This is a genomic window from Streptomyces sp. R33 (assembly GCF_041200175.1).
Lineage (GTDB): Bacteria > Actinomycetota > Actinomycetes > Streptomycetales > Streptomycetaceae > Streptomyces > Streptomyces katrae_B.
The window spans coordinates 1598463-1619468 of the sequence record NZ_CP165727.1; the positions used below are offsets into that span (position 1 = coordinate 1598463).

Sequence of the window (21006 nt, forward strand, 5' to 3'; positions counted from 1 at the left end):
GAGGCGTGTGTGGCCGGCACCAGGAACGCGTCCCGCCAGGCACGACTTCTGGCCGCCACTGACAGCATCGAGGAAGCGGGCGAGCAATTCCGGTGCGCGGCCCAGCAAGGCTCCCTGCACACCCTGGAGTGCGCGGCCTTCGCTCTACCGAATATCTCAGCGGCCGAAGCCGTGGCGTGGATCTACGAGAACGGCATGCTCGGTACAAAGAACGGTCGAGTCATCTACGAGCAGCTGAGGACAGCCCCGCAACATGATCGTTGCCCCTTGTGCGGACACGGGGTCGTCAGAACCCTTGACCACGTCCTGCCAAAGAAGTCGTTCCCTGCCTTGTGCGTCGATCCCTTGAATCTGGTGCCCGCCTGCGCCGACTGCAACCACGCCAAGGGCGACGCCCTCCCGACGAGTCTTGAGACGACTCCCCTGCACCCCTACCTCGACCGCATCGACGATGACCACTGGCTCGACGCGAGGATCGTGGACGACAGCCCTCTTTGGCTCGAATTCTTCGTCAGCCCCTCGCCATCCTGGGATCAAGTCCTCGCTGACCGAGTTCGGTACCACTTCGGACTTTTTGGACTGTCCAGTCTCTTCGCCATCCAAGCGAACCGCACCCTGAGCAGCATCCTCAGCCTGCTCACCGCTCTGCGTCACACCGGTGGGGCCCAGGAAGTGCGCAACTACTTGGCGGAGGAGGCCGCCACACGCCTCGCTGACCGCCCCAACGGCTGGGAAGGAGTCACTTACCGGACTCTGGCGAGCAGCGACATTTTCTGCAACGGCGGCGTCATACCCTGACTTCAAAGATTCAGCACACACCGCCGGTGATTACGCAGCAAGCGCGCACCGTCCGGGCCTCGATCGCCTACGCGATCAGCACATCGTTCCTCGCCGAGCAGCAGCTACGTCTGGTCTGCCCGGAGGCGCAACCTCCAGCACCCGCACAGTCTCCCGCCAGTGGCTGGTGGGCGGGACCGGAGCAGCGAGGCTGTTGTCACTTGTCCACAAGGTCCACCACATGCCCGCGCGCCCACTCCGGTGACAGATCGAACACCTTGGCCAGCTCCGCCGACAAGGCCGTCGGAGCCGACGAGGCAACGGCAGCATCCGCCCTCCTTTGCAGGCAAGGCAATCCGACGCAAACCTAGGGCCGATCTGACTACTCGTCAGCAAAGTCAGCAAAAGGTCAGCATTCGTCCAACCAGAGCTGATTACAGCCTGCAACACCTGAGACTCGATCGCGCACCCCGAAGGCCGTCGGACAATGTCCGACGACCCCTCTTCGGCAACAAGAAGCGGAAAGGGTGCCACGCGCGCTGCGCCCGGCCGGGGGCGGAATGAAATGGCAGGTCAACGCACCCTTCCCCTGGCTTTCAGGTGCGTCGGCGGGAGCTCGGGGGCCGGAATCGGAGGGCCGTCGTAGCCCTTGACCTCGCCGAATCGGGACCCATTCATCCAGTCCTCGCGGGCCTGCGCGATATCATCGTGTGACCGTCCGATCCAGTTCCAGAACATCACGATCTCCTCCTCGAACGGCTCGCCGCCCAGGAGCATCAGGCCGGCGTCCGAGGTCGCGCGCAGGGGGAGTTCGGTGCGGCCGCAGCCGAGGTAGAGCATCGAGCCCGGGAGGACCGGGACGCCGTCCACGTGGGCCTCGCCCGACATCGACAGGACCGCGTACTCGAAGTCCGGGTTCAGCGGGAGCCGGGTCTCCGTGCCCGCCGCCAGCGCCAGGTCCGCGCCGACGATCGGGCTGTACGCCGTGCCCGGCGAGGTCGCCGTGTCCAGGGTGCCCAGGATGACCGTGGCGGTCAGGCCCGGGGCGGTGACGTGCGGGAGCTCCGCGTGGTGCTGGAAATGGGGTTCCACATGGCGGTGGGCCTCCGGGAGGGCCACCCACAGCTGGGCGCCGTGCAGGAGGCGGCCGTGCGAGCGGGGGCTCTCCTCGGAGTGGCTGATGCCGCGGCCCGAGGTCATCAGGCCGAGCTCGCGCGGGCGGATCGTCTCGAGGCTGCCCACGCTGTCGCGGTGCAGCACCTCGCCGTCGTGCAGCCAGCTCACGGTCTGGAGCCCGGAGTGCGGGTGCGGGGGGACCTGCATGCCGGGCTCGCCGGCGATGTCGTCCGGGCCGTAGTGGTCGACGAAGCACCAGGCGCCCACCATGCGGCGTCCCAGGTTGGGCAGGAGTCGGCGGACCTCGGTGGATTCCCCGAGCTTGACCGTGCGCGGGCTGAGGAGCTCGCGGACGGGTTCGGCCACGACGAAGCCGCGGCCGCCGCAGGCGGAGAGAGCGGGCTGGCGATCGAGATTGCTCATGCCGCACAACTTAGTACCGCCACCGGCGCCGCGTTCGGTGGAATGTCCGGCTGCCGTCACGTGTTGGAGGGGGCGGACGCACCACCCGAACGGCGGAAGGGACGCGATGAACGCGCCGACGGAGTATTTCGAGCACGGGACGGCAGCCGAGCGCTGGGACCGGGCCCGGCTCTTCTTCGACGCGAAGGAGTACGCGACGGCCGCGCACATCCTGGCCGCCCTGGCCGACGAGGCCCCCGAGCAGCTGGCCCCCCGGCTGCTGCTGGCCCGCGCCTACTACCACTCCGCCCAGCTCTCGCGCGCCGAGCACGAGCTCCGCGCCATCCTCGAGCGCTGGCCCGTGGAGGACTACGCCCGGCTGATGCTCGGCCGGACCCTGGAGCGCCAGGGCCGGGCCACCGAAGCCCGCCCCCACCTGCGGATGGCCGCCGCGATGGCCGGCGACTTCCCCGAGTAGCGCACCCGCTGGCGCACCCGCCGGCCCCGTGCATGCGGGGCCGGGCGGCCGCCTCGGTTAGCCTGGGGGCACGATGAACCGTCTGACCACGCCTTTCGGCTCCTACGAGCTCACCCGCTTCCCCGAAGACCCGCGCGACCAGCTCCGCGCCTGGGACGCCGCCGACGAGTACCTGCTGCGCCACCTCGAATCCGGTACGGGGGAACACGGCCCGGTGGACCTGGCCGGCGCCGGGCAGATCACCATCCTCGGGGACCGCTGGGGTGCGCTCACGACGGCACTCGCCGCGTACCACCCGACGCAGATCACCGACTCCTACCTCGCCCGGGCCGGCACCGCGGCCAACCTGGACCGCGCCGGGATCGGCACCGCCAAGACCACGGTGCGGCTGCTGACCACGCAGGACGCGCCGCCCGAGCGGATCGACGTACTCCTCGTCCGGGTGCCGAAGAGCCTGGCGCTGCTCGAGGACCAGCTGTACCGGCTGGCCCCGCACGTGCACGCGGGTACCGTCATCGTCGGCACGGGCATGGTGAAGGAGATCCACACCTCCACGCTGAAGCTCTTCGAAAAGATCCTCGGCCCGACGAAGACCTCGCTCGCCGAGAAGAAAGCCCGCCTGATCTTCTGCACGCCCGGCGCCACGTCGACGCGGGCCGTCGACCCCTGGCCGGTGACGTACACGCTGGACGCGGAAGCGGGCTCGGGCGCCGGCCTGACCGCCGTCAACCACGCCGGGATCTTCTGCGCGGACCGGCTCGACGTCGGCACCCGCTTCTTCCTCCAGAGCATCCCGAACAACACGAACGGCGCCCGGGTCGTGGACCTCGGCTGCGGCAACGGCATCGTCGGCACGGCGGTCGCGGTCGCGGACCCCAAGGCCGAGATCGTGTTCACCGACGAGTCGTACCAGGCGGTCGCCTCGGCGAAGGCCACGTTCCGTGCCAACGTCCAGCGCGAGCGCGAGCGGGCCGACTTCCTCGTCGGCGACGGCGTGTCGATGCTGGACCCGGCCTCGGTCGACCTGGTGCTGTGCAACCCGCCGTTCCACTCCCACCAGGCGACGACGGACGCGACGGCGCTGCGCATGTTCGCGCAGTCGCGCAAGGTGCTGCGTCCGGGCGGTGAGCTGTGGGTGATCGCCAACCGCCACATGGGCTACCACACGCATCTGCGCCGCCTCTTCGGCAACAGCGAAGTCGTCGCGAGCGAGCCGAAGTTCGTCGTACTGCGGGCGGTCAAGCAGGAGATGCGGCCGCGCCCCATGTGACCTGCTGGTATACCCGTCGGTACAGTCCGCGGTACGTCCTACACTCGGCCGCGTGAACAGCCTGGTGCGACAAGACGGTACGGACGACCGCGCGGACGGCGGTTCGGACGGCGGTTCGCGCGACCGCGCAGGCGGCGGTACGGGCGCCGGTCCGAGCGGCGAGCGCTACCGCCGGGAGGACCTGGCCGCCGCGGCCGGCGTCAAGGTGCGCAACCTGCGCTACTACCAGGAGCGCGGGCTGCTCCCGCCGCCGCGCCGCGAGGGCCGAATCGCCTGGTACTCGGCGGACCACCTGACCCGGCTGCGGCTGATCAGCGATCTGCTGGGCCGCGGATACACCGTCAACGGCATCGCCGAGCTGCTGCACGCCTGGGAGGCGGGCGGCGGCCTGTCCCAACTCCTGGGCCTGGAGCGGGCGATGACCCGGGACTGGGTCCAGGAGGAGCCGGTCACCATGACCTTGGCCGAGCTGCGCGAGCTGTTCGGCCCGGCCGCGACGGCCGAGGACACCCGGCGGGCCGCGCAGTTGGGGTACGTACGGATCGAGGGCGACCGGGTCACGCACCGGAGCGGGAGGCTGCTGGAGGCGACGCTCACGCTCGTACGGCAGGGCGTGCCGCTGGCGGAGATCCTCGATGCCGGGGACTTCGTGCAGACGCAGGCGGCTGCGCTCGCCGACCGGTTCGTCGGACTGTTCCGGCGGCATGTGATCGGCCCCGACGGGCTGGAACAGCTTTCGGCCAGCCAACTGGATCACATCTCGGACGCGGCAGGGGTGCTGCGGCCGGTGGCGGGCGAGGTCGTGGCCGCGGAGTTCGCCCGGGCGATGGCCCGGCGGATGGAGACGGAGGTCGCCGAACTGCTCCGCAAGGATGCGGAAGAAGCCGTAACCGATCAGTAGGAGTCGGCCGAAAAGGTGCGGTCGAACAACCTTGCCAACCCCCATTGGCACTCTTACATTCAACTCGTCGGTAACAACGGTGCACAGCCGAAATAAGGGACGATCTCATGGCAGATTCCCCCAACTTATCGGATTCCCCCGCCCCGCCCGGCAGAGACGACGAGGGAGGCGGCCGCGTCCGCTGGCGCCGTTTCGCCGTCCTCACCGTCCCCGCGATCGCCGTGACCGCGGGCCTCGGCATCGCCCTCGCGCAGGGCGCGCTCGCCGCCTCCTTCGCCGTGTCGGGCCAGCAGTTCAAGGTGTCGGCGACGAGCCTGGAGGGCGAGGGCTTCGCCCAGTACGGCAGCATCGACGTCAACGCCCGCGAAGAACTCATCCCGGTGGCGGTCACCGCCATCAAGGAGGCCAAGCTCCACAGCCTCTGCCAGTCGGTGGTGACCACCCTCCCGGTCGTCGGCGACATCTCGCTCAACCTCACCGCGGGCAAGAAGTCCCCCGTCGAGGCCAGCAACCTGTTCGTCGACGCCACCCAGCTCTCCGGCAACGCCGTCTTCACCAACATCGAGATCGGCCGCGACGCCTCGACCCTCGACAAGGGGCCGACGGAGGCCGTGGGCATGCAGGACCTGTTCGCCCAGCAGGCGGACACCGTCAGCATCACCGATCTGCAGCAGACGGCCTGGGCCACGAACGCCGGCACCTTCAAGCTCTCCGGGCTCAGCATGAACATCAGCAAGGGCAAGAAGGAATGCTTCTGAGCCGCTGGCGGCGGTGGCGGCGGGGCAGGCCGTTCTGGGGAGGGCTCTTCGCCGTCCTCGCCGGGGCCGAGATCTGCGCCCTGCCGCTGGCACCGCTGAAGGTGATGCTCCAGCAGGGCATCGCGGGCATCCCGTCCGTCCTGATGGGCGTCGTCATGATCGTGCTCGGCCTCACCGCCTGGTTCTCGCCCGCACAGCGCAGCCTCGCCGGAGTGCTCACCACGCTCATCGCGACCGCCGCGCTCGTCCTGTCGAACCTCGGCGGGTTCCTGATCGGCACCCTGCTCGGGATCCTCGGCGGCGGGCTGATGTTCGCCTGGCAGCCGCACGCCGCGGCCCCGCAGTCCCCCACCCCAACCGGCACCACTGCGCACCCCGATCCCCAAGGAGCACAGCCATGAGCCGCACGCGTACCGCGCTCGTCCTCGGGTTGGCCGCCGCCGGAGCGCTGTCGGTGGCCTCGGTCACCGCCACCGCCGCGCCCTCACCCCTGGCCGGGTCGACCACCGTCACCCCGGCCGGACACTCGTTCAAGGCCACCCTCAGCGGGAAGGCCACCCTCAAGGCCGGTTCGGTCACGGTGACTTGTACGGTCTCCGTCTCCACCGGCACGGTCCCGGCCGCCCCCGGGAACCAGAACCCCTCCGGGCCCGTCTCGTCGCCGATCTCGCCGCCGACGTACAGCTCCTGCACGTCCAGCGTCTGGGGTGTGACTCCGACGGTCACCACCAGCGGTTCCTGGTCGGTGTCGATGCAGGACGGCTCCCCGATCACCGCCACCATGACCGTCCCAGCGGGCGGGCTCGTCGTGCAGACGTCCGGCCTGGCCACCTGTACGGTCACCGCGGCCCCCTCCGCCCCGGCGAACGTCGCCGGGACCTGGGCGAACGGCGCACCGCCGAGCCTGACCTTCACCAACGCCTCCGTGCCGGTCACGGTCACCGGCGGGTTCGGCTGCCCGACCAGCGCCACCTCGTCCGTCTTCAACGCCGTGTACAAGGTCACCGACACGACCGACCCGGCGCAGCAGATCACCGTCGGCCCCTGACCGCGACGGTCCGCCTACGAGGAGGCCCGCCGGCCCCGGGAGCGATCCGGGACCGGCGGGCCTTCCGCGTGCGCGGCCCACCGGACGTCAGCGGTGGGACGGGAACTCCACCACCTGCTGGTACGTGGGCCGGTTCTGCCAGTTGATCTGCGGGTGGCTCAGCCCGCCCACCGGACGCTGCACGATCGCGTCCGCGCACCACTGGTTGCCGGCCGCGCAGGTCCCGTCGGCCGGGTAGACGGCCGCCGGGGTGGCGGCGGCCGCCTGCCCCAGCGTGGCCGCCACGGTGTCACGGCACGCGGACAGCGAACCGCCGCCGCAGTACGTCCGGGCCAGCGGACCTGCGACCGGGCGCCCGAGCACCGTGCGCAGGTCCTTGTCCGCGTAGCTCCACCAGCCGTACTGGAACGCCGACCCGGCATGTGAACCGGTGGGCCCGTGCCCCGCGTTGGGCGCCTCGTCGACGGTGAGGGAGGCGCGCAGGGCGTCGTACAGCGGCGCCCCGAGCCCCGGTCTGAACTCGGCCTCGATCAGCAACGGCCACCAGGCGTCCATGATCCGGATGGCGTCCGCGTGCGCGTACGTCTTCGAGCCCTGCGCGGTCTCCTTGCGCTCGGTCCCCGCCGCCTGCCAGGCGGCGAGCTTGTCGACCGCGGCCGCCACCACCGGATCGGTGACCGGCGCACTGCGCAGTACGGCGAGCAGCTCGGGCAGCAGGTTCTCGGCCCGCAGGTCGGTGACGGCCGCGTCCGCCATGGCCTGGGTGAGCTTGGCGCGCGTGACCCCACCCGCGGCGACGAGTGGTTCGACCCGCTGGTCGAGGAGGTCACCGCGGTGCACGGAGCCCATCCCGAAGCCGGCCGCACTGTAACCCTCGGCCTGCTTGTTGTTCCAACTGATGTAGTAGTCCTGCCCGATGGACTGCGGGTGTTCGGCGGGCGGCGTGTAGGCGGCGGTGTTGGCCGCCGGGTCGAAGCCCAGCCACTCGTACTGCTGCCGGCCGTGCACGGGCAGCGCGGCGTCGACCCCGGCCGGGCGGACCGGGTTCAGCCCGCTGTTGTAGTACGCCGCTTCGCGCGAGTCCGCGTAGAACCAGTTGAAGGCGTAGCCGATGTGCTGGGCCGCCTGCTGGAACGTACGGGCGTCCTTGACGTACGAGGGGTCGTTCAGCATCTGGAAGCCGATGATCGAGTCGGCCTCGTGGCGGTACGTGGAGCGCAGCGCGGTGTAGGCCACGGGCCTGCCCGCGACGGTGGCGCGGTGGGTGACGATGCCGTAGTTCGTCCGCCAGACCCGCATCCGGTACGAGCCGTTCGGCGTCGGGTCGGCCACCGAGGACTTCCAGGCGTTGGTGCGCTCCAGCTTCTCCATCGGGGTGCAGGTGCCGCGGTAGAGGTACGAGGCGCTGGCCGTGGTCGGGGCGCCGCCCCCGGGCTCGCACAGCTCGACGGCGAAGGTGTCCGTGATGTCCTGCCCGGCGGAGGTGGCGCTCCAGGCGTAGTCCTGGCCGCGGCCGAGCTGGACGTACATGCTCACGCCGGCGAAGGAGGCGCCGCGGGCGCTGATGCCGGGGCCCTGGAGCTCCTGGAGCATGAGGAGTTGGGGAGCGAGGTAGCCGGTCTGCGGCCCGAAGACGGCGACGGGATGGCCGCTCGCGGTCTTCGCCCCCGAGACGAGCAGGGCGTTGGACATGCTCTGCTTGACCGGCTTCGGCGGATCGGCGGCGGCTGCGGTGGCCGCGGCGCCCGTACGGTCGAAGACCAGCTGCTCGGCGGTGACCGAGCCGGGGTCCGGGAGCGCGGCGCCCTGGGGGTTCGCGGGCTTCTGCGCGTACGGGAAGCTCGTGCCGTCGTGGACGGTCAGCACGGCCTCGGGGTCGTTGCGCTCGCGGAAGGACTCCCAGACCCGGGTGCCCTCCTCGAGGCCGTACTTCTGCTGGGCGGAGAGCAGGGAGAGCGCGGCTTGCACCTCGCCTCCGCCTCCGCCGCCGAACAGACCGCCCACGACGGAGGCGAGGGCGATCAGGTCGGTGATCTTGAAGGGCTGTATCTCGCCGGCGTTGGTGATCGAGTCGATGTGGCCGGTGAGCACGTACTCCCCGGGGAAGTAGCGGCCGTCCTTCGACTGCACGCGGTAGGCGTTGATCCCGTCGACGTACGCCTGCGCGTCCTCCATCGCGAGGCGGCCGCGTTCGCCCTCGGTGGTGCGGATCCGGTCCACCTGCGCCTGGAGATCGGCCTCGGTGTACGGGGCCTGCGGCCAGAACTGCTGCTCCAGGCCCTGGTTGGCGAGGGCGCCGCCGGCGAACGGGGTCAGGTCGCCGCGGCCGACGTGGCGGAAGAGGTCCATCTGCCAGAGCCGGTCCTGGGCGGCGGCGAAGCCCGCTCCGAAGGAAGTGCCGTAGCGCGTGGTGCCCTTGATGTGGGGGACGCCGGTCTTCTTGTCGCGGGTGATGGTGACGTCGGAGCGCGGGCTGGAGGTCGACTCGACCTGGTCGGCGGGGACGCCGAAGGAGGCGTCGTTGAAGAAGTCGTTGACCTTGGCATCGGTGAGGCCGGGGTATCCGGCCACCAGTGCGTCGTAGCGGGCCAGTTGGTCGGAGGCGTGGGCGGGCATGGTGCCGAACACCTTGTGCAGGAGGATCTGGGCGAGGGTCGCGTTGCCGTTCTGGCCGGGCGGCAGGATGTCCGCGCACTGGCCGCCGCAGTGGTCGGCGATGGGAAGCGGCACGGGGTCGGCGGCAGCCGCCGCGGGGGCGAGCGGGGAGAGCAGAGCGGCACCGAGGGCGATCACCCCGGCGGCGACGGCAGTTCTCAGGCGAGCGGTGGGACGTCGCATACGTGCTCCTCCGTGGGGGGCAGGAACGTCACGGGGGAGGGTACTGGCGGGACTACCGCTCAGTAAGATGAATGACCGTCACTTTTCAATTGACGCCCGGCGTCGGCGTCGAGTGGATAAATCCGTTGCCGGAATTGCGCGGTGTCGGACACGCTCCTGCCATGTCTCAGACCGCGATGTCCCCACGCACGCTCGCCGACCTGTTCTCCGGTGGCCGGCTCACCGCCATCCCGCGCAAGACCGCCCGCCGCGAGCAGTTGCTCGCCCACCTCGCCGAAACCCTCTTCGCAGAGGGCCGGGCGTACACCGAGCCCGAGGTGAACGACGCACTGCGCACCGTGCACGAGGACTGCTCGGCGCTGCGTCGGTACCTGATCACCTCGGGCCTGCTGACCCGCACCCGGGACGGCAGCAGCTACCGCCGGGCCGACATCGTGGACCCGCCTATCCCCGGTACGTCTCCAGCAGCCTGAGCCAGATCTCGCTGATCGTCGGGAACGACGGGACCGCGTGCCACAGCCGGTCGATCGGGACCTCCCCCGCGACCGCGACGGTGGCCGCGTGCACGAGCTCTGCGGCGCCCGGGCCGACGAAGGTGACCCCGAGGAGTACCTCCCGGTCCAGGTCGACGACCATCCGGGCCCTGCCGCGGTACCCGTCGGCGTACAGGCCCGCGCCCGAGACCTTGCCCAGGTCGTAGTCGACGGCACGCACCCGGTGGCCGGCCCGCTCGGCCTCGGCGAGGGTCAGGCCCACCGCCGCCGCCTCCGGGTCGGTGAACACCGCCTGCGGCAGGGCCTGCGTATCGGCGGTCGCCGCGTGCGCGCCCCAGCGGCCGGTGTCGAGCTCGGCGCCCGCCGCGCGGGCCGCGATGGCGGCGCCCGCGATCCGGCCCTGGTACTTGCCCTGGTGGGTCAGCAGCGCGCGGTGGTTCACATCGCCGACCGCGTACAGCCAGTCGTGGCCTTCGACCCGGCAGCTCTCGTCGACCGGGATCCAGCCCCCGGGCGTCAGCCCGACGGTCTCCAGTCCGATGTCCTCGGTATGCGGCGAGCGCCCGGTCGCCATCAGCAGCTCGTCGCCCTCCAGGATCTCGCCGCCCTCCAGTACGACCTGGACGGGCCCGGTCGAACCGTCCCGTACGACCGCCTCGACGGAGACGTCCGTACGGACCACCGCACCGGCCTCCCGCAGCGCCTCGGCCACCAGTTCTCCGGCGAACGGCTCCATCCGCGGCAGCAGCCCGGAGCCGCGGACGAGGAGCGTGACCTGCGAGCCGAGGGCCTGCCAGGCCGTGGCCATCTCGGCGGCCACCACCGAGCCGCCCACGATCAGCAGCCGGCCCGGCACCTGCCGGGCGGAGGTGGCCTCGCGGCTGGTCCACGGCCGCGCCCCGGCGAGCCCGGGCACGTCCGGGACCATGGCCCGGGTGCCGGTGGCGACCACCACCGCGTGCCGGGCGGCGAGCACGTGGTGCTCCCCCTCGGGACTGGTGACGGCGACCTTGCGCACGCCGTACAGGCGGCCGTGGCCCCGGTAGAGGTGGGCGCCGATCGAGTCGACCCAGTCGACCTGGCCGTCGTCCTTCCAGCTGCCGGTCCAGTAGTCGCGGTGCGCGAACACGGCCGACGCATCGAGCGGCCCCCCGACCGAACCCGCGAGGCCGGGCACCCGGCGGGCGTCGGCCCTGGCCAGCGCCGGGCGCAGCAGCGCCTTGCTCGGGACGCAGGCCCAGTACGAGCACTCGCCGCCGACGAGCTCGGCCTCCACCAGGGCCGTGGTCAGCCCGGCGGCGCGGGTCCGGTCCACGACGTTCTCGCCGGCCGGTCCCGCGCCGAGCACCACGACGTCGTACTCCACCGCTTCCGACACAGTCACCGTCCGTGGTTCCAGGGGCTCATGTCCCTGTCACCTTACGTGGGGACCGCGTGTGGCGCGGGAGACGCGCGGCAGCGGGTCGGAGCTCAGGCTTCCGCGGTACCGGCGGAGTCTGCCTGGCCCTGGCCGCCCTGCTGCGACGCGGCGATCTTCGCGCGCACCTCGTCCATGTCCAGCTGCCGCGCCTGCCCGATGAGGTCCGTCAGTGCGGCCTCGGGCAGCGCGCCGGGCTGCGCGAAGACGGCGACCTGGTCCCGGACGATCATCAGCGTCGGGATCGAGGTGATCTGGAAGGCGGCGGCCAGCTCCTGCTGCGCCTCCGTGTCCACCTTGGCGAAGACCAGGTCGGGGTTGGCCTCGGCGGCCTTCTCGTAGACCGGGGCGAACTGCAGGCACGGCCGGCACCAGCCCGCCCAGAAGTCGATCAGCACGAACGGGTTCTCGCTGACCGTCTGGTCGAAGTTGTCCTTGGTGAGCTCGACAGTAGCCACGGCTTCCAGACCTCCTGAGTGGTTCGTATGCAGCTTGAACGATCGGCCGGCCCCGCGCATTCCGCCCGCGGGGCCCGGGCCGCCGGGGCCCGGGCCCGCCGGGGCCCGGACCGCCCTCAGAAGGGGTGCCGCGCCGGGGTCGAGCGGACCGTGGTCCAGCGCAGCTCCGTGAAGGCGTCCAGGTTCGCCTCGCCGCCGAACCGGGCTCCGGTGCCGGAGGCGCCGACACCGCCGAAGGGGGCCACCGCCTCGTCGTTCACCGTCTGGTCGTTGACGTGCGCGATCCCGGTCGGGATCCGCCCCGCCAGCTCGAGCCCGCGCGCCGCGTCCCGGGTCACGATCCCGAGGGAGAGTCCGTACGGGCCGGCCGACGCCAGGGCGACCGCCTCCTCCTCCGTCGCGAAGGACCGTACGGGCGCCACCGGGCCGAAGACCTCCTCCGCATAGGCGGGGGTGTCATCGCCGACGCCCGCCAGCACCGTCGGCCGGTAGAACAGCCCCTCGTGGGTGCCCCCGGCGACGAGCTTCGCGCCCTGCTCCGTACTGGCCTCGACCAGGCCGCGGACCCGCTCCAGCTGGCCGCGGTCGATCAGCGGGCCCAGGTGGACCCGGTCGCGGTACGGGTCCCCCACCACCAGTGCCTCGACCCGCGCGGCGAGCCGCTCGACGTACTCGTCGTACAGCGAGGCGTGGACGAGGTGCCGGCCCGCCGTCATGCAGATCTGGCCCTGGTGGAAGAACGAGCCCCACGAAGCCTGCGCGACCGCGGCCCCGACATCGGCGTCCCGGAGGACGACGAGGGCTGAGTTCCCGCCCAACTCCAGGTGCGCTCGCTTGAGATGACGGCCCGCCAGCTCGCCGACGACCCGCCCGGCGGCGGTGGACCCGGTGAACGACACCACCCGGACCAGCGGATCGGCGACCACCGCGGCCCCGGTCTCGGCGCCCCCGGGCAGCACGTGCAGCAGCCCGGCCGGCAGCCCTGCCGCGGCGAAGACGGCGGCGAGCGCGAGGCCGCCGCATACGGCGGTCCGCCGGTCCGGCTTGAGCAGCACCGCGTTGCCGAGGGCGAGCGCCGGGGCGACCGAGCGGATCGCCAGGATCAGCGGGGCGTTGAACGGGGCCACCACGCCCACCACCCCGGCCGGGACCCGGCGGGTGAAGGACAGCCGCGGTGCCTCGCTCGGCAGCACCTGCCCGGCGGGACGGGAAGCCAGCGCTGCGGCCTCGTAGCACTCCTGGGCGGCGACGTGCAGCTCGAAGTCGGCCTTGCCGGGTATGGAGCCCGACTCCCGCACCAGCCAGTCCCGCAGCTCCTCGGCGTGGGCGGCGAACAGGTCGCCGGCCCGGCGCAGGACGGCGGCCCGCTCCGGGTGGGAGGCCCGCGCCCAGTCCTCCTGGGCGGCCCGGGCCCGTACGGCGGCCTCCGAGACATCGGCGGGGGCGGCCAGCCGGACGGTGGCGAGGGTCAGGCCGGTGGCGGGTTCGACGACCGGGGCGGCGCCCCCGGTCAGGGGCAGTCCGTCCTGCCAGAGCGTCGGTTCGAGGAGCGGCATGGCGCGGGGCCTCCGGTGGGGATGGGCGGGGCGGGGGGCGGCAGCACGCGCCATCGTGCCAGACCGGAGGCACCACATCTGTTCAGTTATTGGGCAGTTGACGGACCGTCGTGACCGGAAACGATCGAACAGCCAGGCGCCGTGAGCGAGTTCAGGCGGGCGTTCAGCGCTCCAGGACGAGCGCGATGCCCTGCCCGACCCCGATGCACAGCGTCGCCATGCCGGTGCCCGAGCCGGCTGCGGCCAGCTGGTGCGCCACCGAGCCGGCCAGCCGCGCCCCGGACGCACCGAGCGGGTGGCCGATCGCAATGGCACCACCGCGCGGATTGACCACGGCCGGGTCCAGCTCCGGCCAGGCCGCGAGGCAGCCCAACGCCTGTGCGGCGAAAGCCTCGTTGAGCTCGAGGGCGGTGAGATCGGCCAGGCTGCGGCCCGCCTTGGCGAGCGCCCGCTGCACGGCGTCGACCGGGCCCAGGCCGAACAGCTGCGGCTCGATGCCGGTGACCGCGGAGGCACTGATCCGGGCGAGCGGCTCCCGGCCGGTGGCCGCCAGCCCCTCCTCGTCCGTCAGCAGCAGCGCCGCCGCGCCGTCGTTGAGCGGGGAGGCGTTGGCCGCCGTGACCGTACCCGTGCCGTCCGTCCGGAAGGCGGGCCTCAGGCGGGCCAGCGCCTCGGGGGTGGAGCCCTCGCGGATGCATTCGTCGCGTACGAGGTCCACACCGGGGTACGGGACGACCTCGTCGTCGTACAGCCCGGCGGTCCAGGCGGCCGCGGCCTTGCGGTGGCTCTCCAGGGCGAACAGGTCCTGGGCCTCGCGGGTGATGCCGTGCTTCTCGGCGATGAGTTCGGCGCCCTCGCCGAGCGAGCCCGTCCACTCCGCGGGCATGCGGGGGTTGGTCATCCGCCAGCCGAGGGTGGTGGACCACATCTGCTGGTGGCCGGCCGGGAAGGCCCGTTCCGGCTTCTGCACCACCCAGGGGGCGCGGCTCATCGACTCCACGCCGCCCGCGATGGCGACGGAGGCGTCGCCCAGCGCGATCGCCCGGGCAGCCTGGATCACCGCTTCGAGACCCGAACCGCAGAGCCGGTTGACGGTGACCCCGGGGACGGACACCGGGAGCCCGGCGAGCAGGACGGCCATCCGGGCCACGTCCCGGTTGTCCTCGCCCGCACCGTTGGCGTCGCCGAAGACGACGTCGTCGATCTGCGCGGGGTCGAGGTCGGGCGTACGGTCCACCAGCGCCCGCACGACGTGCGCGGCGAGGTCGTCCGGGCGGACCCCGGCGTAGGCGCCGCCGAACTTGCCGATCGGGGTGCGGACGGCGTCGACGACGTACACGTCGCGGACGCTGCGTCCGTCGCGGGCGGTGCGGATGCTCATCGGGGCTCTCCTGGGCGGATCCGTACGGGCGGCGCCGGGGCGGTGCCGGGGTCGGCACCCGGTACGGCGCCGGGCGCGCCCGGTGGGGCGCGCCCGCAGTCTCCGTCCGCAGGTCACCGCCTGTCAACGGCCCTCCGCCGGCCATGGGCGGACGGCCTCGGCGAGGCGGGGCGGACGGTCACGGGGCTGCGGTCACGGGCGTGCCGCCGTGGGCCCGCCGCCGTGGGCCCGCCGTGACGAGCCGGCCGTCACCGCCCGCTGTCACCGGCCTGCCGCCGCGGGCCCGCCGTCAGGTCGACTCCCGGTGGACGGCCACGGCGGCGATCAGGTCGTGCCGCTGCGTGATCTCGGACGGCTCGCGCACCGCCTGGTCCACCAGCGCGGCCAGGTGGTCCCCGGTCGGCAGCTCGATCTGCACGGTGCTCAGCCGGGGCCGCAGCAGCCGGCCGATGAGCAGGTCGTCCGCGCCCATGACCGCGACGTCCTCGGGGACCCGCAGGCCCTCGTCGAGCAGGGCGCGCATCAGCAGCATCGCGTACTCGTCGTTGTACGCGAACACCGCGTCCAGGCCGAGGGAGCGCCAGCGGGAGGCCAGGGCGGCGGCCGACTCCTCCGAGTAGGCCATCGGGAGGGGCTCGATCGCGGCGGCCCCGATCGAGCGGGCACCCTCCAGCCGGGGCGCGGAGAAGAGCTCCAGCCCCTCCTCCTCGGGGACGACGACGCCGATCCGCCGGTGGCCCCGCCCGACGAGGTGGGCGGCGGCCCGGGCGCCGACCTCGCGCTGGTCCATGACCAGGGCGTGGGCCCCGGGGACACCGACCGGGCCCATCGTTATCACCGCGCGGGCGCCGGCCCGCTTGAGCGTGGCCACGTTGTGCGCGGACAGGGTGATCTCGCCGAGGGAGATCACTGCGACCGGGCGCAGCTCGGCCCAGGCGCGCGCGGCCTCGTCGCCGCTGAGGCCGAGGCTGCCGTACTGGACCACGGTGTAGTCAAGGCGGCGCAGCGACCACTGGAGCTCGTTGAGGAAGGCGCTGTAGAGCGGGCCGATCGGGACGTGCGAGGTGGGCAGCAGCACGATCCGGGTGTGCCCGGCGCGCAGGCTGCGGGCGGCGGCGTGCGGCACGTACCCGAGTTCCTCGGCGGCCTGGCGGACCTTGCGGCGGGTCGGTTCGCTGATGCGTACGGCTTCCGCGTTGTTCAGGACGTACGAGACCGTCGCGCGCGACACACCGGCGAGCCGGGCCACGTCGGCGCTGGTCGGCACGGGGGCCGGCTTCGGCGATTTCGATGACTGTGACATTGCCGTGGCATCTTTCCAGACCGGTTGCACCCGAGGGCTAGCGGATGGCCGGAAACGAATGCTACACAGTGGTTACACGATTCATTGACACGTGTAACCCGGGTTCCACATCCCGTTCCCCGGGGCCGCGCACCACGTGTCCGACCGTGTCCCGCCGTGCCGTCGCCCTGTCGTGTTCCGTCGCACCCCCGCCGTCACGCCAGGGCGGCGCGCACCCTCTCCGCACTCCCTCTGCACTGCCTCCGAGCACCCCTCTGCGCCCCTCCTCCCCGCCTCCCCCACACGCCTCCCCCGTTCCTCGCGCCCCACCCTCACCCACCCTCGTCCGCCCGAAGAACCCGCCCAGGAGGGCACCGTGGCCCTTTCCTCCCCTGGCGCCGGCACCGCCGGAGCCACCCCCGACGACGCCTCCGCCGCACCCGCCGCTACCGCCCCGCGCGGTCCCGGACGCGGCCTGTTCGCGTTGCTGCTCGTCGGCAACAGCGCGATGTACGCGCTCTACATCGGCGTCGCCGGTGTCCTGCTCGCCCTGCAGGTCGAAGACGTCGACCCGGCGAACAAGGTCTCCAACTTCGGCCTGATCGCAGGGGTCTCGGCGATCTTCGCCACGGTCTTCAACCCGGTCGCCGGCGCGCTGTCCGACCGCAGCGGACGGCGCAATCCCTGGATCCTCGGCGGCGGACTCGCCGCCGTACCGGCGATGTTCCTGCTCGGCTTCGCCGACACGATCCTGCTGATCACGATCGCCTGGTGCCTCGGCCAGGCCGTCATGAACGTCTACCAGGCCGCCATCACCTCCGTGGTCCCCGACCGGGTCCCGAAGTCCGCCCGTGGCAAGGCCTCCGCGGCCGTCGGGCTCGGCCTGCCCTTCGGCTCCACCCTGGGCGCGCTGCTCGGCGCCGCCTTCTCGGAGGACTACCGCACCGGGTACCTCGTCTTCGGCGCGATCGTGGCGGGCGCCGCGGTCCTGTTCACCGCCTGCTCGCGCGAGGTGCGGCTCCCGGCGCGCGCTCCGATGCCCGTGAAGGCGCAGCTCGCCGCGTTCACCGGCGCCCTGCGGGACCACGACTTCCGATGGGCCTTCATCGGGCGGGCGCTGCTCGTCCTCGGGTACTTCGCGGTCAGCGGCTACCAGCTGTACATCCTCCAGGACCACACGGCGCTGCCCGACGGCATGGAGCCGGAGGCCGCGGTGGCTGTGCTGATGCCGCTGACCAGCGTGGCGATGGTCGTCTCCACGGTCCTCGGCGGCTACCTCTCCGACCGGTTCGACCGCCGCAAGCTCTTCGTGGGCGCCGCCGCGCTGCTGTCGGCCGTCGCCCTCGTGATCCCGGCCGTGTCGACGAGCTGGGCGGCGATGCTGGCCTTCGCGGTCGTCAACGGGCTCGCCTTCGGCTGCTACATGGCCGTGGACACGGCGCTGGTGACGATGGTGCTCCCGAAGGCGCAGGACGCGGCCCGCGACATGGGCGTGCTCAACATCGCCAACGCGGGTCCGCAGATCATCGCCCCGTTCGTCGCCTCGGTGATCGTCTCGCTGAGCGGCGGCTACACCGCGCTGTTCGTCGTCGCGGCGGTCCTGTCGGTGGCGGGCGCGCTGGCGGTGAAGCCGATCCGCAGCGTGCGGTGAGGGCCGGCGGGCAACCGCCGCTGTCGGTTCCGGGGCTCCTCGACACTCGCCCTCCCGGCTACCGGCCCTCCCCCGCTTCTGTCGTGCACTCTCTTTTCCCGAGAAAGGCATTCAGCGTGCAACTGCACACCCACACCTGGGGCGAGGGCGACCGCGTCGCGCTCCTGATCCACGGCATGATGGCCGACCACCGGACCTGGCGCCGGGTGGGCCCCGCGCTCGCCGAGCGCGGGTACCGCGTCATCGCCGTGGACCTACGGGGCCACGGCGCCAGCGGGCGCGGCGAGTACAGCCCTGAGCTCTTCGCGGACGACGTGGTCGAAACCCTGCCGACCGGCGCCGACCTCGCCGTGGGACACTCGCTGGGCGGGCTGACCCTCTCCCTCGCAGCGGACCGGCTGAAGCCCGAGCGGGCGGTGTTCTCCGACCCGGCCTGGCACCTGGCCAGCCCGGCCGAGGGGCTGGGTCCGGAGGCGTTCGCGCAGTTCAAGTCCGCGCCCAGGGAGCAGATCCGGGCGATGAACCCGCGCTGGGAGGAGGCGGACGTCGACGTCGAGGTGAAGACCCTGGCCCTGTGGGACGAGTCGACGGCGCTGAGCCTGGCCCCGCTGTTCGGCACGGACCTGCTGCCGGCGGCGCCGGTGGTTCCCTCCCTCGTACAGCTCGCCGACCCGAGCTTCCTCATCTCCCCGGAGCGCGCCGCGCTCCTCGAGGAGCGCGGCTTCGAGGTGCGGTCCGTCGCCGGCGCCGGACACACCATCCACCGGGACGACTTCGACGGCTTCATGGCCTCGCTGGAAGGCTGGGTCCAACCGCTCTAGCCACCTTCGGCCCCTCCCCGTTACCGTCGGCCCTACCGAGCGGTAACGGGGAGGTCCGATGTCGGTGACGTCAGGTGCGAATGCTTCGACTGTGCCTTCTGTCTGTTCCGGTTTGGCGGACACGGCGAAGGCACTCGCCGAAGAAGGCGTCTGCGCACGCCGGTTGACCGAGGAGGCGCTGGAGCGGATCGCGGCCGCGCAGCCCGAGCTCAACGCCTTCCGGATCGTACGGACCGAGGCCGCGCTCGCCGAGGCGGACGCGGCCGACCGGCGGCTGGCCGCGGGCGAGCGGCTCCCGCTGCTCGGCGTACCGGTCGCCGTCAAGGACGACATGGACGTGGCCGGGGAGCCGACCGCGTTCGGCTGCGCCGGGGAGTTCCCGCCGAAGACCGCCGACAGCGAGGCCGTACGGAGGCTGCGCGCGGCCGGCGCGGTCATCGTCGGCAAGACCCAGACGCCGGAGCTGGGGCAGTGGCCCTTCACCGAGGGCCCGGCGTTCGGCGAGACCCGCAATCCGTGGAACCCGGCCCACACGCCCGGCGGTTCCTCCGGCGGCTCGGCGGCCGCCGTGGCCGCGGGGCTGGTCCCCGCGGCGCTCGGGTCCGACGGGGCGGGTTCGGTACGGATCCCCGCGGCCTGGACGCATCTGGTGGGGGTCAAACCGCAGCGGGGACGCATCTCCACCTGGCCGGAGCCGGAGTCGTTCCACGGACTGACGGTCAACGGCGTGCTGGCCCGCACGGTCGCCGACGCGGCGCTCCTGCTGGACGCCGCGAGCGGCCAGCACCCCGGGGACCGCCACCACCCGGCACCCGTCTCGGCCCTCGAGGCGACCCGCCGCACTCCGCGCCGGCTGCGCATCGCCCTGTCGTTCGCGATGGCCTTCACGGCGACGCCGAAGTCCCTGGATCCGGAGGTCCGTTCGGCCGTGGAGCGACTGGCCGGGCGGCTGGAGTCGCTGGGCCACGAGGTGGTCCCGGCGGACCCGCGCTACGGGCAGATCGGCCTGACCTTCGTCCCCCGGGCGACCCGGGGCGTACGGGACTGGGCTTCGCGGGTGCCGGACCCCGCCCTGCTGGACCCGCGCACGCACGAGGCGATGCGCACGGGCCGCATCCTGGGCGGGCTGCCGCTACGGGTGTCCCGCCGGGCGGAAGTGCTGCTGCGGCGGCGGATCGGGGAGATCTTCGGCAGGTTCGACGTGGTCCTGACCCCGACGACGGCCACTCCACCGCTGCGGATCGGGGCCCTGTCCGGACTCGGGGCGATGGCCACGGACCGGGCGATGATCGCGGCCTGCCCGTACGCCTGGACGTGGAACGTCCTGGGCTGGCCGGGGGTCAACATCCCGGCGGGCCTCACGAAGACGGGCCTCCCGATGGGAGCCCAACTCCTGGGCCCGGAGGGCGCGGAACCGCTGCTGCTGAGCCTGGCAGCACAGGCGGAGGCGGCGGGGGCGTGGGTGCAGAGGTGGCCGGGCGGGGGGTGAAGGGGCGGGGATGAAGGGGCGGGGGCGGAGCGGGGCGGAGCGGGGGCAGCTCGGGGTCCGCGTGCTCGGCGTCGGATGAGCTGACCGCGAGCCAGGAGCGAGGCCGACCACTCGGCGCCGGAGAGGCCGGCCGGGACGGAGTCCGTCGGGGTCTGCGTGCTCGGGGTCGGGAGAGTGGATCGGGATGACGGGGGGCGGGGTCTGCATGGGCGGCGTCCGGAGCGTGCATCGGGATGACGGGGGGCGGGGTCTGTGTAGGCGGCGTCGGGAGGGTGGATCGGGGGCCGGGGGGCGGGGTATGCGTGAGCGGCGTCGGAGGAGTGTCCGGGGGCGTCCCGTCAGTCCACTGTCCTTCCGTGTCGTGCCGGTCCCTCAAGGGCGCTCCTTCGTCGCGTCGCTTCGCGATGTCGCTGCGCTCCACCCTTGACCGACCGACCCGCCCCGGAATGCCATAAGACTGCCGGGAAGCCCCCGAAGGATGGCCAGGGGGTTCATGTTCCGATGAGGGCCCCTCAGAGATGCCGAGCAGGGGCCCCTGTCCATCCGCACCCCATTCCCCGGGACCACCGATCAAGAGCAGGATGGGGCCAGGGGGAGGCCACAGTCCTCTGAAGGGCCCAAAGGAAGCCCTTTTCCGGACCCGGGCAGGGTCAACCCGCACCAGACAGCGATGAGATGACGCTGCAGTGCCTGTCCGGCCGTGGACGCCCCAAATCGCTACGCGCTCCGCCCGGCTCGGCGTCCGCCGGCCGTCTGGGGCTGGACACAAGCCGCCCAGACACCTACCCGGGCGGGTTTTCGGGCGTCTGCACGCCATTTGGGGCGAAAAGCGGGCGAGAAGGAGCCTGATGCCGGATTTTTCAACCCCT

General features: G+C 72.4%; 18 protein-coding genes. 11 read left to right on the forward strand and 7 right to left on the reverse strand.

Features of this window, described 5'->3' with window-relative positions; genetic code table 11:
• Window positions 1-9 precede the first annotated feature (9 nt).
• Window positions 10-798, forward strand: coding sequence for an HNH endonuclease (locus AB5J51_RS07830; RefSeq protein ID WP_369777274.1), 789 nt, complete (start codon window positions 10-12; stop codon window positions 796-798).
• A 552-nt stretch (window positions 799-1350) separates the two neighbouring features.
• Here the strand turns inward: AB5J51_RS07830 and AB5J51_RS07835 are convergent.
• Window positions 1351-2316, reverse strand: a complete 966-nt coding sequence (locus AB5J51_RS07835) for a pirin family protein (protein WP_369777275.1) — start codon at window positions 2314-2316, stop codon at window positions 1351-1353.
• Between the two features lie 106 nt (window positions 2317-2422).
• Here AB5J51_RS07835 and AB5J51_RS07840 point away from each other — a divergent pair, with 106 nt between their 5' ends.
• The 6 genes from AB5J51_RS07840 (at window position 2423) to AB5J51_RS07865 (ending at window position 6750) form a co-directional block, all read left to right on the forward strand.
• Window positions 2423-2773 carry a tetratricopeptide repeat protein gene (locus tag AB5J51_RS07840; protein ID WP_053790455.1) on the forward strand — a complete coding sequence of 117 codons (351 nt, stop codon included), beginning with the start codon at window positions 2423-2425 and terminating at the stop codon, window positions 2771-2773.
• Between the two features lie 73 nt (window positions 2774-2846).
• On the forward strand, window positions 2847-4043 hold the full coding sequence (locus AB5J51_RS07845) for a methyltransferase (protein WP_369777276.1): 1197 nt from the start codon (window positions 2847-2849) through the stop codon (window positions 4041-4043).
• 52 nt (window positions 4044-4095) lie between these two features.
• Window positions 4096-4944, forward strand: a complete 849-nt coding sequence (locus AB5J51_RS07850; RefSeq protein WP_369777277.1) for a MerR family transcriptional regulator — start codon at window positions 4096-4098, stop codon at window positions 4942-4944.
• Between the two features lie 107 nt (window positions 4945-5051).
• Complete coding sequence (locus tag AB5J51_RS07855; RefSeq protein ID WP_234321275.1) at window positions 5052-5702, forward strand: DUF6230 family protein; 651 nt, start codon at window positions 5052-5054, stop codon at window positions 5700-5702.
• Complete coding sequence (locus tag AB5J51_RS07860; protein WP_133896215.1) at window positions 5693-6103, forward strand: DUF6114 domain-containing protein; 411 nt, start codon at window positions 5693-5695, stop codon at window positions 6101-6103. The genes AB5J51_RS07855 and AB5J51_RS07860 overlap by 10 nt, the downstream gene beginning before the upstream one ends.
• Entirely contained in the window at window positions 6100-6750 is a 651-nt protein-coding gene (locus AB5J51_RS07865; RefSeq protein WP_053790458.1) for a hypothetical protein, read from the forward strand. The genes AB5J51_RS07860 and AB5J51_RS07865 overlap by 4 nt, the downstream gene beginning before the upstream one ends.
• 87 nt (window positions 6751-6837) lie before the next feature.
• Here the strand turns inward: AB5J51_RS07865 and AB5J51_RS07870 are convergent, their stop codons facing one another.
• Window positions 6838-9588, reverse strand: coding sequence for a penicillin acylase family protein (locus tag AB5J51_RS07870; protein ID WP_369777278.1), 2751 nt, complete (start codon window positions 9586-9588; stop codon window positions 6838-6840).
• Between the two features lie 161 nt (window positions 9589-9749).
• On the opposite strand from AB5J51_RS07870, the gene AB5J51_RS07875 reads away from it, so the two are divergent.
• Window positions 9750-10061, forward strand: a complete 312-nt coding sequence (locus tag AB5J51_RS07875) for a DUF2087 domain-containing protein (RefSeq protein WP_053790460.1) — start codon at window positions 9750-9752, stop codon at window positions 10059-10061.
• Here AB5J51_RS07875 and AB5J51_RS07880 read toward each other — a convergent pair.
• The 5 genes from AB5J51_RS07880 to AB5J51_RS07900 form a co-directional block, all read right to left on the reverse strand.
• Window positions 10033-11460 carry an NAD(P)/FAD-dependent oxidoreductase gene (locus tag AB5J51_RS07880; RefSeq protein WP_133899630.1) on the reverse strand — a complete coding sequence of 476 codons (1428 nt, stop codon included), beginning with the start codon at window positions 11458-11460 and terminating at the stop codon, window positions 10033-10035. The two genes, AB5J51_RS07875 and AB5J51_RS07880, sit on opposite strands and share 29 nt — an antisense overlap.
• A gap of 92 nt (window positions 11461-11552) precedes the next feature.
• Window positions 11553-11957, reverse strand: a complete 405-nt coding sequence (locus tag AB5J51_RS07885) for a co-chaperone YbbN (protein ID WP_136226452.1) — start codon at window positions 11955-11957, stop codon at window positions 11553-11555.
• 116 nt (window positions 11958-12073) lie between these two features.
• On the reverse strand, window positions 12074-13513 hold the full coding sequence (locus AB5J51_RS07890; RefSeq protein ID WP_369777279.1) for an aldehyde dehydrogenase family protein: 1440 nt from the start codon (window positions 13511-13513) through the stop codon (window positions 12074-12076).
• Between the two features lie 163 nt (window positions 13514-13676).
• Window positions 13677-14894 carry a thiolase family protein gene (locus tag AB5J51_RS07895; protein ID WP_053790464.1) on the reverse strand — a complete coding sequence of 406 codons (1218 nt, stop codon included), beginning with the start codon at window positions 14892-14894 and terminating at the stop codon, window positions 13677-13679.
• Window positions 14895-15183: 289 nt separating this feature from the next.
• Window positions 15184-16197 (reverse strand): LacI family DNA-binding transcriptional regulator, encoded by a 1014-nt coding sequence (locus tag AB5J51_RS07900; protein ID WP_133896218.1) that lies wholly within the window; start codon window positions 16195-16197, stop codon window positions 15184-15186.
• 355 nt (window positions 16198-16552) lie between these two features.
• Here AB5J51_RS07900 and AB5J51_RS07905 point away from each other — a divergent pair, with 355 nt between their 5' ends.
• From AB5J51_RS07905 to AB5J51_RS07915, 3 genes are all read left to right on the forward strand, one after another.
• Window positions 16553-17827, forward strand: coding sequence for an MFS transporter (locus tag AB5J51_RS07905; RefSeq protein ID WP_369777280.1), 1275 nt, complete (start codon window positions 16553-16555; stop codon window positions 17825-17827).
• A gap of 116 nt (window positions 17828-17943) precedes the next feature.
• Window positions 17944-18648, forward strand: a complete 705-nt coding sequence (locus AB5J51_RS07910) for an alpha/beta fold hydrolase (RefSeq protein ID WP_136226455.1) — start codon at window positions 17944-17946, stop codon at window positions 18646-18648.
• A gap of 58 nt (window positions 18649-18706) precedes the next feature.
• Window positions 18707-20137: an amidase gene (locus AB5J51_RS07915; RefSeq protein ID WP_369777281.1), complete on the forward strand. Its 1431-nt coding sequence runs from the start codon at window positions 18707-18709 to the stop codon at window positions 20135-20137.
• The last annotated feature ends 869 nt before the right edge of the window (window positions 20138-21006 follow it).